Consider the following 14,247-nt stretch of genomic DNA (forward strand, 5'->3'; position numbering starts at 1 on the left):
TCTGGTTGCCAGGAGCGTCGTCATGACAGGCCGTTATGAAATTTCATCTGAGCGTTGGACGTTTCAGACAATGGCGTGACAACGGCACGTTCGAGCAGGTTCTGCGTCACCTTCATCTTCGATTGAGGGAAGACGGTGTCATCGATCTGGATACCTGGATGGTCGATTCCACGTCAATCCGAGCAACCCGAGCTGCCAGCGGTGCTGCAAAAAAGGGGCCTGCAGGAACCGCAACACCACTGTCTCCGCCGAAGCCGGGGCGGACTGACCACCAAAATACACCTTGCCTGCGACAGCCATAGCGTCCCGCTGGCCATCATGCTCTCGCCCGGCGAGCAAGCTGACTCGCGCTACTTCATGCCGTTGCTGGATCAGATCAGCCTTCCTGGCAGCAAGGGTCGCCCGCGCAAGCGTTGCCGTTATGTGCTTGCTGACAAGGGTTATGACAGCCAGGTTCTACGTCAGTACTGCGACCGCTACGGCATGCAGCCGGTGATTCCTCTGCGCAAGATGCATCGCAAGCCTCGACCCGGCCTGCTGCGGTTGTTTGACGGGCCTCAGTACAAAAAACGCCACGTCATTGAGCGGTTGTTCAGCTGGCTCAAGGAAAAACGTCGGCTCTGTACGCGTTACGACAAACTTGCCAGCAGCTTTAAAGCCATGGTCACACTGGCCTGCATCGAGAGATGTTTGCGGGCTGACTTTTCATACAAGCCCTAGGTCGCCTGCACTCATTTGTGCCATATTCATTTCCGAAAACTGCAGAGTAATCTTTCAAATCGGCAGCGCCGTACGTGTGCGGATGGCTAAGGCTGGCTACGTTACCGCTTAGAATGAGCCCTTCCATCAGCCAACGAGCACGCCATGAAGCCGGACAATCTGAGTTGGGATGATCTGCGGATCTTCATGCACGTCGCCAGGTGCCAGAACCTCTCCCGAGCGGGAAAACAGCTGAAGATCGACCAGTCGACGGTAAGCCGCCGGATCAACCAGCTGGAATACGCCCTTGGCTTTAGCGTATTCGAGCGCAGCAGTTCCGGCTTGCAGTTGAATGACCAAGGCGCTCGCTTGCTGGCGCAGGTGGAAGTGATGGGCAACGGTTTTTCCGGGCTGCTTGAGCAGTTGTCCTCGGGCACCAACACGGTTTCCGGCAGGGTCCGGGTCGGTACCATGGAAGGCCTGGCCTCGCTCTACCTGACCCAGCAGGTGCCAAAGCTGCAATTGCTGCACCCCAACGTCACCCTGGAGTTGGTCACTTCGACCCACCAATTGCAGGTGACCCGGCGCGAGGCAGATATCTTCCTGGGCTTCTTCGAGCCCTCGGGCCAGGGCTTTCACACCGAACGAGTCGGGCAGTTCGAATTGAACCTGTACGGTAGCGACGACTACTTGCTATCTCACGGCACCCCTTCGCTGCAGACATTGGAGAACCACTTGTTCGTCGGCTACATCGAAGAGTTGGTGCAGATCGAGGCGGTCAAATGGCTCGATGAACTGATTTCAACGCCTAAACTGGTATTCCATTCCAACAGCATGCTCGCGCAGATGTTTGCCGCCAGCGCCGGCGCAGGGCTGGTAATGCTGCCCTCCTTTGCCCATGCCGAACGCTTTGGTCTGCGGAAAATCCTGCTGAATGGGCCCAAGGTCACCCGTGATCTATGGCTGAGCGTCCATCAGGACCTGCGTTATGTGCCGCGAATCAAGACCATGCTGGAGCACCTGTCGCGGCTGTTTCGTAACGACGAGCTATTCACCATCAACTAGTACCACGCGACATCCAAAATTGATAATTGCGCACTTTTGCACCATATCGCAGCACTTCTTCATTTCAAGCACCGTTTCGGCGATGCAGCTTTGCAATAGACGTTGTTGCATTACGGCTTGGCAGTCTGGGCCCGTACTTTAAACTGAGTTCGCCACCTACCCGACCGAGGCGCACTCAATGAAACAAGACTCCATCTGGAGTGCCATATTCGAGCACCCAAACTTTGCAATACTGGTTAAACGACGGCGCCGGCTGGTCTCCGCGTTGATGCTGATCAGCATGGCGGTGTACTTCGCCATTCCATTGTTCTCTGCATACTTCCCCGAATTTCTTTCTTATAAGATTTATGGCGCCATCAATGTTGGCCTGGTGTATCTGGTCGGGCAATATTTCTTCGGTGCTGCGATTGCCATTTTTTATGCCTGCCGCTTGAAGAACATCGACGCGATGTCCGTCGCCCTGGTTTCCGAAGCTTCCGTGAGCGTCAATCATGACCCGAACCAACCGCACTAACCGCTTGGCCACCCTGCGCGGCTCGACAGCATTCAAAGCCTGCATGGGGCTGGCCGCCTTGCTCACGGCGAGCCAAGGCAACGCCGCCACGCTGGTCTCCGAAGCCAACCGGCCACTGACCTTCGGCGTGTTTGCCGTGCTGTTCTTGATCACCCTTGGGATTACCTTCTGGGCCGCGCGCAAGAACAGTTCGGTGAAGGATTTCTATACCGCGGGCGGTGCATTGTCCGGCCGGATCAACGGCCTCGCCATTGCCGGTGATTACCTGTCAGCAGCCGCATTTCTAGGGGTCTCCGGCCTTATCGCCATCTATGGGTTGGACGGTATAACCTACGTCATCGGCTTCTTTGTATCTTTCATACCGGTGCTACTACTGATCGCCGAGCCTTGCCGCAACTTGGGTAAATATACCTTGGGCGATGTGTTGGCGTTTCGTAATAACTTCCGCGCCTCGAAGTTCGCCGTAGCGATTTCCAGTGTATTGGTCGCGCTCTTTTATATGGTGCCGCAGATCGTTGGCGGCGCCGTGATCATCGCTGCACTTATCGGTATCCCATTCGAAATATCAGTGGTGTCGGTGGGCGTGCTGATGCTGGTCTACGTGCTGTTTGGAGGCATGCGTGCCACCACCTCAGTGCAGATCCTCAAGGCCACCTTGCTGATTGCCTTCTGCTTCCTGTTGGTGGTACTGAGCTGGGCCCCTTATGGCTTCAACATCAGTGCCTTTTTCAGCGACCTGGCAGGCAGCTCGGCCGTGCAGAAACACGTGCTCGGCACCTTGCTCAACGGCGTGTCCCAACTCTCGGCGGAACAAGCCGGGCAACGCTTCATGGAGCCTGGGCTGTACCTGAAGAATCCGCTGGAACAGATCTCCCTGAGCCTGGCGCTGGTGCTCGGCACGGCGGCCATGCCCCATATCCTGATGCGCTTCTTTACCGTGCGCGACGCACAAAGTGCCCGTACTTCGGCGCTGACCGCCATGCTGCTGATCGGCCTGTGCCATCTGTTCATCATCGTCATCGGTTTCTCCGCCGCGCTCCATCTGGGGCCCTTCGAGATTACCGCCATGGACAAGGGTGGCAACCTCGCCGCCCCGATGCTGGCCCAGTTCTTGGGCGGTGGCGCCGATAGCCTGCTCGGCAACCTGATGCTCGCGTTCGTCGCAGCCGTGTCCTTCGCAACCATCGTCGCAGTGGTCGCCGGTCTGACGCTGGCAGCAGCCTCCACACTCGCCCATGACGTGTATGTAGGCGCTGTGCGCCAGGGCAAGGCCACCGAGGGCGAGCAGGCCACCGCAGCCCGCCTGGCGACATTGGCGATCGCCGTCATCGCCATCTGCGTGGGCATTTCGGCCAAGGGCCAGAACGTCGCGCAACTGGTCGGGCTGGGCTATGCGGTCGCCGCGTCGGCCAACCTTCCAGCACTGCTGCTGACCCTGTACTGGCGTCGCTGCAGCACCGCTGGCGTGGTCGCGGGCTTGCTGGGCGGCACGGTGCTGTCCATTGGCCTGGTGCTGGTGTCGCCGAATATGAGCTACCCGCTGCAGCAAAAACAGGTGGCACTGGCCGCAGCCGCTAAATCCCAAGCCAAAATCGAATTGATCGACAAGGGCGCATTGGTTGCCACCGCCACGGAGCGCGAGCAATTACTCAGCGATGTGACCAAGCAACAGGCAACCGCCAGCCTGATCCCGGACTCCGCCACCAGCCTCATCGGCCTACGTGAGCCATGGGTGCAGCTGCGCAACCCGGGGTTGATCTCTATCCCGCTCGGCTTTGCCCTGGTCATTCTGTTTTCGCTGCTGTTCCCCAGCCAGCTGTCGCAGTCACGCTGGGTGGAGTTTTCCGTGCGCCGCGAGACCGGCCTGGGCGTCGCACAAGCGGCTCAACACTAAATTTATCAAGGTTTCCATCATGTCCCTGCCTACTGTAAAAGTCGCCGCCACCCACGCCGCGTCCGTGTATATGAACAAGGCCGCCTGCGTAGACAAGGCCTGTTCCTTCATTGCCGAAGCGGCCGCCAATGGCGCCGAACTGGTGGTGTTTCCCGAGTCCTTCATCCCAGGTTTTCCGGTCTGGGCGGCGCTGTGGGCGCCCATCTATAACCATGATTGGTTCAAGCTGATGGTCGAGAACAGCGTGATGATTGACGGCCCGGAGATCACCGCAATCCGCTCCGCCGCACGGCGCCATGGCATCCTCGTTTCCTTGGGGTTCAGTGAAGCGACGCCGGCCAGTGTCGGCTGCATCTGGAACTCGAACGTACTGATCAGCGAACAAGGTACCGTGCTCAACCACCATCGCAAACTGGTGCCTACCTTCTATGAAAAGATGGTGTGGGCGCCCGGCGATGGTCACGGCCTGCGTGTGTCCGATACCCGCATCGGCAAAATAGGCACCCTGATCTGTGGCGAAAACACCAACCCCCTGGCCAAGTACAGCTTGGCGGCGCAAGGCGAGCAGATCCACATCTCCGCTTGGCCGGCGATCTGGCCGACGCGCAAACCCGGCGGCCAGAATTTCGACAACCTCGCGGCCAACAGAATTCGCGCAGGGGCGCAGTGCTTTGAAGCCAAGGTATTCGGCATCTTGAATGCAGGCTTCATGGATGACTCGATGCTCGACATGCTCTCTGCCAGCGGTGATGAGCAAGCCATCGAAGTGCTGCGCAACAGTCCACGTGCCGCTACGCAATTTCTCGACCCGGCGGGGGCCTCCATTGGCGACCTGTTGCAGAACGAGGAAGGCCTGGCTTACGCCACTTTCGATTTGAACGAATGCGTGGAGCCCAAGCAGTTTCATGACATCGCCGGTTATTACAATCGCTTCGACGTATTTGACTTGACGATAGACCGGCGCCGGATTACCCCTGCCACCTTCAACGACCCTGTGGACTCTAACCGCAACCGGGAATTACAGGCGTTGCCTGAGCTGGACTGATTGCTGGAAAACGCAATGAGCTTCTGCTGAAGGCCGGTGTGGCAGTTGTGGGGCAGACAGTATGCACTGCCTATTCGCCACTATCGAGAAGGCGGTAGGAATGGCTTATCCTTCAGCCAGCTGAAACCGCAGGGTATGGGGATAGCCCTCCTGATTGGTGCCTCAAGGTATCCAGTATTCGAGCGTTAAAATCCATTGCCGGAGCAACATCGTGGCCCTGCGACTCACCTTGTTGGCTCATGCTCGTGCAGCTTTTCTAGTGACGAGCCCCTCGAAATGGATGGGCAGTCTAAACAGATTACGCTTTACCAAACCGTAGGCCGTACCACCAGCTATCTCCATGTATCGGAGCGTCGAACCGCGCAGACCGCGGCGATGCTGTCAGCAAGATCGGCGGTCGATGTCCACTTGAGAGACTGGGATAATGCCGGTGGATGGGCAAAAGGATTGACGACTTGATTCAATCGGAGCCTGAGTTCGTACACCTTTGGATGACCGATCCAAGTTCGGCGCCTCACGGGGGTGAATCGGTCCAGGCGCTGTGCGAGCGTATCGGCCTATGGATGGATTCACTGGACGGTAGGGGGAGAGTCATCGCGATCACCCAGTGGACTGACCACCAAAATACACCTCGCCTGCGACACCCATGGCTTCCCGTTGGCCATCATCCTCTCGCCCGGCGAGAACATTATTGAGCGGCTGTTCAGATGGCCCAAAGAAAAACGTCGGATCTGTACGCGTTACGACAAACTGGTCAGCAGCTTTAAAGCCATGGCCACACTTGCCTGCATCGAGAGATGCTTGCGGGCTGACTTTTCAGACAAACCCTAGTACATCACCCAAAATCGAACTCAGGATGTACTAGAAAAATGTTGGGGTGAAGTGAGTGTGAGGGACAAATGTTGGCAACAAAAAACCTGCACAAGGCAGGTTCTATGTGGGTTTCAGCGACTTCTTGGGAGGTCGTGGAACGTAATGATGGTGCCCGAACCCGGAATCGAACCGGGACGCCCTTACGAGCGGGGGATTTTAAGTCCCATGCGTCTACCAGTTTCGCCATTCGGGCGGTAGCGCGTTGTTACAGGGTTGGGAATATATAGATCCAGGCGCTTCGACGCAAGGTCGGTCTGCCGCTTTCTTGAATGGACGGCGCCTGAAAAAGCTTGGCAGATCAGTGATCTACATCGGCTTTAACAGGCGAACCGGAGGATTCCTACAGTACGGGAACAAGCGGTATAAATGACAGTCATAGCAATATGCCATCTCGGCAGTCTGGAAAGGAATCGGTTGATGCTCAGTGTTCGCAGGCGCTATTGGATGGTTATTGCAGGTGTCGTGGGACTGTTGGCCGGTACGGCACAGGCTGGGAGTGCGGTGAAGTGGGGGGATTTCAGCGCGTCAGGCGGTGATCGGTTGACGGGGACTTCGCTGGAGGCGGGCAATCAGTATGTGTTGAAGGCGTCGAGCATTTCGGTGGGGGATATTGAACAGCTGCAGGCTGCGCAGAAACGTACCGAGAGTGAGGTGCAAGGCCTGAAAGGCAAGCTGGAGGGGCAGGACCGCGCGTTCGATGAGTTCAAGCGCAGGGACGGTTCGAGCGCCAGTTCCAGTGACAGCCAGTTGGCGAGCCTCAAGCGCACGGTCGAGGATCAGAACAGCACGATCGAACGGCAGAAAAGCGATATCGAAGGTTTGAAGCGCAGCCTGGATGATCTCAAGCGCAGCGTGGATACCTTGAGCAGCAAGGTCAAGTAGCCTGGCCGCATGCGACATGCGGTCGGTCATGAGCCTGGATGCGGGTGTAAGGTAGGGCGTGCAACGCTGGGAAATCTCAGGAAAGCGAGGTGACTATGAGCGCTCCACTGCTGAAGAAGCTGCATCTGAATGGGTACGACATCGTGCAGGTCAATTTCGGGCCATGGCGGGTGTGTACGCCCCAGGATCGGCTGGCGTCCTTCAATTCCCGTGAACAGGCACTGGCGTATGCCGCCACGTTGCCGGGTTACCAGGCACGCAACAGGCCGGTGTCCAATGATGATTGAAAACGAAGCCCCGGTTTGTCCGGGGCTTCTGCGTTTCTGCTTATACGAAAGGCTGTGCGCCGAAGCCGCGGGGCAGGCGCTGTCGCCCTGGCAGATCGGTCAGGCGCTGCGTCCAGGCACTGCGCCAGTCGGTGCTGGTGTGGGTCTTGGCCTGGCGCGAAGCACGGCGTGCGGCGTTGCGCTGGTTGCGGCGCGCTTCCTTGTAGGCATCGGTGTTGCGGCAGGTGCGGCACTTGACCCGATTCAGCTCGGTGCTGGAGGGCAGGTTATTGCCGTGATGGCCGCAGGCCAGATGCCCGGCAACCTTGAAGTGAATGACCATGTAAGCGTCTCCTTCTTATAGGGTACGCACATCGGTAAACCCACAATGCACGCGGGGAGGGCGGGGGTAAGAAATCCCGGCACCTGAGGTTACGACCCCATGGGCGCAGCAGCGTTCGGTTTTGCCCCTGGACCTGTTCAACACCCCCGCCTCGGCGCTACCCTGCCATGCCACTGATCATGAAAAGGAGTGTGTGATGAGCGTCGAGACCCTGCCCCTGGAAGGCAGTTGCCGTTGTAACCGGGTGCGCTTCAGCGTGAGCCAGGCGCCGGTGATTACCATGGCGTGCCACTGCACCGGCTGCCAGAAGATGACCGCCAGTGCGTTCTCCCTCAGTGCACTGATTCCCGCCAGCGCGTTCACGGTGACCCAGGGCTGCCCGGTGGTCGGCGGCCTGCACGGGGTCGATCGTCACTATTGCTGCCCGCACTGCATGAGCTGGCTGTTTACCCGCCCCCATGGCATCGATGAGTTCGTCAACGTGCGTGCGACGCTGTTGGATAATGCTGCGGAGTACGTGCCCTTTATGGAAACCTGGACCCGCGAAAAACTGGCCTGGGCTACCACGCCGGCAGTCGAAAGCTTCGAGCAGTTGCCGCAACCCGAGGACTTTGCACGGTTGCTGCAGGCCTATGCCGAATTCAGCGCTCGCTGAGTTCAGTCAATCAAGGCGAGCAGGTCCGTATCGCCCACGTCCTGCCCGGCCTGGGTCAGCAGCGTGGTGACCTGGCCTCGATGGTGGGTCTGGTGATTGAAAAAATGCACCAGCAGGGCGCCGAACGTCTTGCTGGCCGCCGCGCCGCGCATGTTGTGGTAGTGCAGGCGATGGTCGAGGTCGGGTTCGCGCAGGGTGTGCACCCAATCGATGATCAATTGGTCCAGCCAACGCCGCCGGGCGGCGAGTTCACCCAGGTCGGCGAACGCCAGTTGCTTGAGGTCCGACGGCGCGGCGATGCTGTTCAGCGGCGCCAGCGTCGCGTAGCCGGCGGGGTGCAGGGCAAAGCGTTTGAGCCAGACGGTGTCGCCCAACGTGAGATGGTTGAGCGTGCCGAAGACCGAGCCGAAAAACGCTTGGCGGTCCACGCGCAACTCATCGTCCGTAAGCCTGGCAGCCGCGTCATAGACCTTGCGGTTCATCCACTGGTTGTAGGTCGCCAGCAGCGTCATTTGTTCGATACGGTCCACGTGCTTTACCCCTCGTTGGCAATGGTGCCGCCATCATAAGGTAATTACCTGGACGACCCGCCACGGCAACTGCACCGGGAGCAGCAGGCCAGGCCTAAAACCTGAGCGTCGCACCGGTGGTCAGCCATTGATTGCGTTCACCGCCCAGGTAGCGCCCGAGCACCAGGTCGACGTCGACAAACTCCCCGAAGTGCAGGCGCGGCCCTGCTTGCCAGGCCTGGTCACCGCCTTCCTGGCCGTAACGTTCAGCGATCAACGTGAGGGCATCCATCAGTTGATACTCGACGCCGGTGCCCCAGCTCAGGCGCTGGGTTTGCTCGCCGTCGTTGTAGGCATGGGCCCAGCCGGCATTCAGGTTCAAGCGCAGGGGCGCCAGCGGTTGCCAGGTCAAGGGGAGGGTGAAGTCGGCGCCGTCGAACCCGTGTCGTCGATCAAGGGCAAGATGCGCCCCGGCGGAGATCGCCATTTCCAGCCCCAGGTCTTGCCGTGACAGCACCTGCGCCTTGAGTTGCGGACTCACCTGGGTCTCGCCCCGGCCTGCGCTGTCGGCCCGTGACAGCGCCGCGCCCCACTGCACCGAAGGCAGTACGCTGAACGTGCACGCGGGAGACAGCGTTGCCGTGTGCGTGTTGCCGGCGTGCCGGTCGGCGCTGTACCAGGCGTCGAGATTGCAGGCACCCGGTGCGTTGATTGCGCCGTCATCGACCACATAGGCGCCACCGGCGGCATGGGCCTTGGACACCAGGGCAATTAACAGGATCGAACCCAGGGTGATACCGATAAACAGCAGGTTGCGCCGCAGCGCCCGCTGTTTTGCCGGCGGCAACAGCAGCAGGGTCTGGCGTGCGCCGCGATAGTGCCGCGCACGGTATTTGGCAAACCCGTCCGGGCGCTTCGGGGTGTGTTTGTTGTGCATGATGCACCTCGCTTGAATGTCAGTTCTCTACGGTCAGCACCGAAATGCCGCTGGCCTTGGCCTGGCAGACCAGCTCCAACGTGTCGTCACCACCTGGCAGCGCGATGACCACGTCCGCGCGGCTGTCGGTCAGCATGAAATGGTTGCGCTGGCGCTCCGCCTGCTTGCCGTGGCGTTGCCAGTTGGGCGGGTAGCGCACCACGTCGATGCCGAGTTCCCGCGCCCAGTCCTCGATGGCGCTGCCGAGGAACTGGTTGCCGCCGTGAATCAGCACCTGCACGGGGCGCAGGCGGTGGTAAGCGTCCAGCACTTGGCGGGACTTTTTGCAGTCGGCGTAATGACGACCGGCACAGATCAAGACGCGCATGATCCTATTCCTTGTAATGCACGGTGGCGGCCGGGCGACCGCCACCGTTTAAACGGCGGGGGAACTCAGTACCACTGCTTGAAGCGGCGGATGTAGAGGGTTTTCATCAGTTGGGCCACGCAGCAATAGCTGAGCAGCGTGCCGACCAGCCACGGGAAGTACGCCAGCGGTAGCGGTTGCAGGCCCACCAGGGTGCCCAGGGGCGAGAACGGTACGTAGATGCCCAGCGCAATCACCACGCCGGTCATCATCAGCACCGGCCATGCCGCCGTGCTCTGGAAGAACGGAATCTTGCGGGTGCGCAGCATGTGCACCACCAGGGTTTGCGAGAGCAGGCCCTCGATAAACCAGCCGGACTGGAACAGGGTCTGCATTTCCACGCTGTTGGCGGCGAACACGTACCACATCAGGGCAAAGGTGGTGATGTCGAAGATCGACGAGGTCGGCCCGATCCAGATCATGAAGCGACCGATGTTCCTGGCGTCCCACTTGCGCGGTTTGGCCAGGTACTCCTTGTCCATCTTGTCCCACGGCAGGGCCAGCTGGGAGATGTCGTACATCAGGTTCTGCAGCAGCAGGTGAATCGACAGCATCGGCAGGAACGGGATGAATGCACTGGCCACCAGCACCGAAAACACGTTGCCGAAGTTGGAACTGGCGGTCATGTTCAGGTACTTCATGATATTGCCGAAGGTTTCGCGGCCTTTGAGCACGCCTTCTTCCAGCACCATCAGGCTCTTTTCGAGCAGGATGATGTCGGCCGATTCCTTGGCGATGTCCGTGCCGCTGTCCACCGAGATACCCACGTCGGCATCCCGCAATGCCGGTGCGTCGTTGATGCCGTCGCCGAGGAAGCCGACGGTGTGGCCGTTGGCTTGCAGGGCCTTGAGCACCCGGGATTTCTGCAGCGGCGTGAGCTTGGCAAATACCGTGCGCTCCTCCACATGGCGCGCCAGGGTGGCGTCGTCCATAAGCTCGATCTCCACCCCCAACAGCGGCCGGCCTGGTTCGAGGCCGACCTGGCGGCAGATCTTGCTGGTGACCACGGCGTTGTCGCCGGTGAGGACTTTGACCGTCACGCCGATCTGCTGCAGGGCTGCAATCGCCGGGCCGGCGGTTTCCTTGGGCGGATCGAGGAAGGTCAGGAAGCCCTGGATCACCAGGTTGCGCTCATCGGCGGTGGTGTACTGCTGGCGGGCCAGGGCCTTTGGAATGTTGCGCGTGGCCACCACCAGCACGCGGAAGCCGTCTTCGTTGTAGTCATTGGCGATCGCCAGCAACTCCTCGCGGCGGTGCTCATCCAGAGGCACTGCACTGCCGGCCTCCATCACGTGGGTGGCAATGTCCAGCATCTCCTCGACGGCGCCTTTGCACACCAGCAGATGGTCGTGGACAGCGTCCTTGACCACGATGGAGAGGCGACGGCGCACAAAGTCGAACGGCAATTCATCGACCTTGCTGTAGGCAAACGGCAGCTGGAACCTCGGGTTCTGCTCCGAGAACTGCACCACGGCCTGGTCCATCAGGTTTTTCATGCCGCTCTGGTGGTAGCTGTTGAGCCAGGCCAGGGACAGCACCGCATCATCGCGCTGGCCGAAGGCGTTGACGTGATGCTCGAGGATGATCTTGTCCTGGGTCAGGGTGCCGGTCTTGTCGGTGCACAGCACGTCCATCGAGCCGAAGTTCTGGATCGCGTTGAGGCGCTTGACCACTACTTTGCGCTTGGCCATCGCCGTGGCGCCCTTGGCCAGGTTGGCGCTGACGATCATCGGCAGCATTTCCGGGGTCAGGCCCACGGCAACCGCCAGGGCGAACAGGAACGCATCGCCCCAGTCACCCTTGGAGAAGCCGTTGAGGAAGAACACGATCGGTACCATCACCAGCATGAAGCGGATCAGCAGCCAGCTGACGCTGTTCACCCCGCGATCGAATGCGGTCTGTACCCGGGAGCCGACAATCGCCTTGGCCAGGGAGCCAAAGTAGGTGCGCGGCCCGGTCGCCACCACCACGGCTTTGGCGCGGCCGCTGACCACATTGGTGCCCATGAAGCAGATGTTCGGCAGGTCCAGCAGGTTGCCCTGGTCGGCGGCGACCGGCCCGGCGGATTTTTGCGTGACGTCGCCGAGGGTGTCGTACTTCTCCACCGGCAAGGCTTCGCCGGTGAGCACCGCCTGGCTGATAAACAGGTCCCGGGACTCGATCAGGCGGATGTCGGCAGGGATCATGTCACCGGCCGACAACTGCACGATATCGCCGGCCACCAACTCGCGCATCGGCACTTCGCGCAGGGTGGGCTGGCTGCCCACTTGCTCACGGCGCAGCACCGTGGCAGTGGTGCGGACCATGGCTTTCAAGGCTTCGGCGGACTTGGTCGAACGGTGCTCCTGCCAGAAGCGCAGCAGGCTGCTGAGCAGGACCATGGTCATGATGATGACGACCTTGGTGGGATCGGCTTCTTCACCGTCCTGCATCGGCAGCCAGCAGTCGGTGAAAAAGCTGATGCCGCCCAGGGTCAGCAACACGTAGATGAACGGGTTGTTCAGGGCCTGCAGGAATTGCACGATGGCGTGAGGCGGTTTGTCATGGGCCACTTCGTTGTGGCCTTCCCGTTGCAGTCGGGCAGTGGCGTCCAGTTCGGTCAGGCCATCCTGGGTGGCGCGTACGTTGGCCAGGGTGGCCGACAGGCCGTTGTGGGCTTCGCGGGCGGCACGCATCGACAGTTTGGTGTCGCTGGCGGTGCCGGTTTTCTTCTGCAGTGGCGTGTTTTTTACGGCGCTCATTGTCTGTGCTCCTGTCGCCAATTCTCGACAAAACATACCTGGTACTTACCTGAATACAGGCGAGCGAAAGCATGCCGAGTCGCTGACTTCGCGATCGGTTTAAATAAGGTGCTTGGATAACTTCTACAGGCGCGTTAGTTATAAGGCGCGCAGCGAACTACAACTGGAAAGTTTCATAAAGAACTCCAGGGACTTAATCAGGAAGTTATTGTTTCAGCGGGATTGAACGGCGCGGGCGCTCAGCACTATCCCAGGCTGAAAAGCGGCGGTCTCTGCGGGTCTTTGGGGGAGGGGGCAACGCAGGGCGTGCGTCGTGGCAGAAAAAACACGCGGGCATGGCAACGCTTGGCTCGCAAGGCTGCGGCCAGTGTGGGTACATCGGGCAAAGCAAGGGTTGGGAAGGTCATAACACACCTCGGGACCGGACGGGCGACCGGCGAGGCAGTTACGGCGGAGCATCAAGCTCCAGCGCAGCTTACCGGACCGGGGAGGCGAGTCCTGTCATGTTCTGGATTGGGCGCCCGACGCCCGCCAGGGCGGTGCTCGGACAGCGACTGGATACTGTGTCCATTGGCTTCTTTTGTGAGGGTTAAAAAAGGCCCCAGTTGCGGGCAGGGGCAATCTACTCAGGCATTTACAAAATGTCAACGCATGATTAATTAAATAGCCCGGTGTTCAGAGTTCATTCAGACAAGAGGCACTCGAAAGTTACCCGATATATAACTTCATACGCCCTGTGCGGCGAGAACGGCCAGATAGATCAGCACTAAACCGCAGGCGCCATAACTGATGCGTTGCCACATGGGCGATGCATTCTTGCGCAGCAGGTTCACCAGTGCGGCGATCAGAAAGCATGACAGCACCGAAGCCAGCATGAAGCCGGCGAAAAACATCAGCGTCTGCCCATGGCTGGGCGTAGCGCCGACGATGCCTGACAGCGCGCTGCCCAGCGCCCCCCAGTAGACGATGTTTTTCGGGTTGGCCAGGGAAATCGCCGCGCCCACGGCCAGCGCATTTTGTCGGGTGCTGGCCGGTGCATCATCGGCTTCGGGCAAGTGCCAGGCGTCGATCAGGCTGCGTACGCCCAGCCACGCCAGGTACAGCGCGCAGATGATCGTCAGCGGCACGCGCACGGCGTCATGCTGGATCAGCAGTGCGATGCCGGTGAGGCCGATCACTGCCCACACGGCATCGCCTACCAGCGAGCCAAACTGCACCAGCAAGGCGGGTGTGAAACCGTGGAGCAAGCCACGGCGCAACGTCTCCGCCAGCACCGCACCGGGGGAGAGGCAAAACACAAAGCCGAATACCAGTGCGTAAAAAAAGATCGTCAGCATGCCCGCGTCCTTTCAGGAAAGTGCGAGAGCATACGCTGGCAGAGGGCTGGGAATCCATATCGCCGCAGCGGATTCATCCAG

13 protein-coding genes, 1 tRNA gene and 2 pseudogenes are annotated in these 14,247 nt (G+C 59.9%); 9 read left to right on the forward strand and 7 right to left on the reverse strand.

Going from position 1 to position 14,247, the window contains the following annotated elements; translation table 11 throughout:
• Positions 1–59: 59 nt before the first annotated feature.
• The 6 genes and pseudogenes from Q8X51_RS16225 to Q8X51_RS16250 form a co-directional block, all read left to right on the forward strand.
• Positions 60–720, forward strand: a pseudogene (locus Q8X51_RS16225) (IS5 family transposase); the annotation flags it as partial.
• A 144-nt stretch (positions 721–864) separates the two neighbouring features.
• Positions 865–1,764, forward strand: a complete 900-nt coding sequence (locus tag Q8X51_RS16230) for a LysR family transcriptional regulator (protein ID WP_407694416.1) — start codon at positions 865–867, stop codon at positions 1,762–1,764.
• A gap of 178 nt (positions 1,765–1,942) precedes the next feature.
• The gene (locus tag Q8X51_RS16235; protein WP_281112954.1) at positions 1,943–2,278 is read left to right on the forward strand and encodes a DUF485 domain-containing protein; all 336 of its coding nucleotides are present in this window, start codon (positions 1,943–1,945) and stop codon (positions 2,276–2,278) included.
• Entirely contained in the window at positions 2,256–4,172 is a 1,917-nt protein-coding gene (locus Q8X51_RS16240) for a solute symporter family protein (RefSeq protein WP_407694415.1), read from the forward strand. Before Q8X51_RS16235 ends, Q8X51_RS16240 begins: the two co-directional genes overlap by 23 nt.
• Before the next feature lie 19 nt (positions 4,173–4,191).
• On the forward strand, positions 4,192–5,217 hold the full coding sequence (locus Q8X51_RS16245) for a carbon-nitrogen hydrolase family protein (protein ID WP_330216433.1): 1,026 nt from the start codon (positions 4,192–4,194) through the stop codon (positions 5,215–5,217).
• A gap of 582 nt (positions 5,218–5,799) precedes the next feature.
• Positions 5,800–5,898, forward strand: a pseudogene (locus tag Q8X51_RS16250) (IS5/IS1182 family transposase); the annotation flags it as partial.
• 298 nt (positions 5,899–6,196) lie between these two features.
• On the opposite strand, the gene Q8X51_RS16255 reads toward Q8X51_RS16250, so the two are convergent.
• Positions 6,197–6,283: transfer RNA gene (locus Q8X51_RS16255), tRNA-Leu, on the reverse strand.
• A 251-nt stretch (positions 6,284–6,534) separates the two neighbouring features.
• Here Q8X51_RS16255 and Q8X51_RS16260 point away from each other — a divergent pair.
• Together Q8X51_RS16260 and Q8X51_RS16265 are read left to right on the forward strand one after the other, a co-directional pair.
• On the forward strand, positions 6,535–6,972 hold the full coding sequence (locus Q8X51_RS16260) for a hypothetical protein (RefSeq protein ID WP_235865590.1): 438 nt from the start codon (positions 6,535–6,537) through the stop codon (positions 6,970–6,972).
• A 95-nt stretch (positions 6,973–7,067) separates the two neighbouring features.
• On the forward strand, positions 7,068–7,259 hold the full coding sequence (locus Q8X51_RS16265; RefSeq protein WP_027606617.1) for a hypothetical protein: 192 nt from the start codon (positions 7,068–7,070) through the stop codon (positions 7,257–7,259).
• 40 nt (positions 7,260–7,299) lie between these two features.
• Here Q8X51_RS16265 and Q8X51_RS16270 read toward each other — a convergent pair whose 3' ends face one another.
• Complete coding sequence (locus Q8X51_RS16270) at positions 7,300–7,581, reverse strand: hypothetical protein (RefSeq protein ID WP_146476314.1); 282 nt, start codon at positions 7,579–7,581, stop codon at positions 7,300–7,302.
• 196 nt (positions 7,582–7,777) lie between these two features.
• Between Q8X51_RS16270 and Q8X51_RS16275 the strand changes: the two genes are divergently transcribed.
• Positions 7,778–8,236, forward strand: a complete 459-nt coding sequence (locus Q8X51_RS16275; RefSeq protein WP_065927465.1) for a GFA family protein — start codon at positions 7,778–7,780, stop codon at positions 8,234–8,236.
• 2 nt (positions 8,237–8,238) lie between these two features.
• On the opposite strand, the gene Q8X51_RS16280 is transcribed toward Q8X51_RS16275, so the two are convergent.
• The 5 genes from Q8X51_RS16280 to Q8X51_RS16300 all read right to left on the reverse strand — a co-directional run bounded on the left by Q8X51_RS16280 (position 8,239) and on the right by Q8X51_RS16300 (position 14,166).
• Positions 8,239–8,766: a DinB family protein gene (locus Q8X51_RS16280; RefSeq protein ID WP_065927466.1), complete on the reverse strand. Its 528-nt coding sequence runs from the start codon at positions 8,764–8,766 to the stop codon at positions 8,239–8,241.
• A 94-nt stretch (positions 8,767–8,860) separates the two neighbouring features.
• Positions 8,861–9,682, reverse strand: a complete 822-nt coding sequence (locus Q8X51_RS16285; protein ID WP_137212291.1) for a hypothetical protein — start codon at positions 9,680–9,682, stop codon at positions 8,861–8,863.
• Positions 9,683–9,701: 19 nt separating this feature from the next.
• Positions 9,702–10,049, reverse strand: coding sequence for a DUF2493 domain-containing protein (locus Q8X51_RS16290; RefSeq protein ID WP_407694414.1), 348 nt, complete (start codon positions 10,047–10,049; stop codon positions 9,702–9,704).
• A gap of 65 nt (positions 10,050–10,114) precedes the next feature.
• On the reverse strand, positions 10,115–12,829 hold the full coding sequence (gene mgtA / locus Q8X51_RS16295) for a magnesium-translocating P-type ATPase (protein ID WP_407694413.1): 2,715 nt from the start codon (positions 12,827–12,829) through the stop codon (positions 10,115–10,117).
• A 725-nt stretch (positions 12,830–13,554) separates the two neighbouring features.
• Positions 13,555–14,166 carry a LysE family transporter gene (locus Q8X51_RS16300; RefSeq protein WP_027606610.1) on the reverse strand — a complete coding sequence of 204 codons (612 nt, stop codon included), beginning with the start codon at positions 14,164–14,166 and terminating at the stop codon, positions 13,555–13,557.
• Positions 14,167–14,247: the final 81 nt, after the last annotated feature.

The organism is Pseudomonas sp. Yb2C2, from assembly GCF_052112325.1.
GTDB lineage: Bacteria > Pseudomonadota > Gammaproteobacteria > Pseudomonadales > Pseudomonadaceae > Aquipseudomonas > Aquipseudomonas marginalis.

Bases quoted from the DNA above. Each gene is read 5' to 3' on its own strand.
- Q8X51_RS16230 (WP_407694416.1), top strand. From the start codon at position 865: ATGAAGCCGGACAATCTGAGTTGGGATGATCTGCGGATCTTCATGCAC.
- Q8X51_RS16235 (WP_281112954.1), top strand. From the start codon at position 1,943: ATGAAACAAGACTCCATCTGGAGTGCCATATTCGAGCACCCAAACTTT.
- Q8X51_RS16240 (WP_407694415.1), top strand. From the start codon at position 2,256: ATGACCCGAACCAACCGCACTAACCGCTTGGCCACCCTGCGCGGCTCG.
- Q8X51_RS16245 (WP_330216433.1), top strand. From the start codon at position 4,192: ATGTCCCTGCCTACTGTAAAAGTCGCCGCCACCCACGCCGCGTCCGTG.
- Q8X51_RS16260 (WP_235865590.1), top strand. From the start codon at position 6,535: ATGGTTATTGCAGGTGTCGTGGGACTGTTGGCCGGTACGGCACAGGCT.
- Q8X51_RS16265 (WP_027606617.1), top strand. From the start codon at position 7,068: ATGAGCGCTCCACTGCTGAAGAAGCTGCATCTGAATGGGTACGACATC.
- Q8X51_RS16270 (WP_146476314.1), bottom strand. From the start codon at position 7,581: ATGGTCATTCACTTCAAGGTTGCCGGGCATCTGGCCTGCGGCCATCAC.
- Q8X51_RS16275 (WP_065927465.1), top strand. From the start codon at position 7,778: ATGAGCGTCGAGACCCTGCCCCTGGAAGGCAGTTGCCGTTGTAACCGG.
- Q8X51_RS16285 (WP_137212291.1), bottom strand. From the start codon at position 9,682: ATGCACAACAAACACACCCCGAAGCGCCCGGACGGGTTTGCCAAATAC.
- Q8X51_RS16290 (WP_407694414.1), bottom strand. From the start codon at position 10,049: ATGCGCGTCTTGATCTGTGCCGGTCGTCATTACGCCGACTGCAAAAAG.
- mgtA (WP_407694413.1), bottom strand. From the start codon at position 12,829: ATGAGCGCCGTAAAAAACACGCCACTGCAGAAGAAAACCGGCACCGCC.
- Q8X51_RS16300 (WP_027606610.1), bottom strand. From the start codon at position 14,166: ATGCTGACGATCTTTTTTTACGCACTGGTATTCGGCTTTGTGTTTTGC.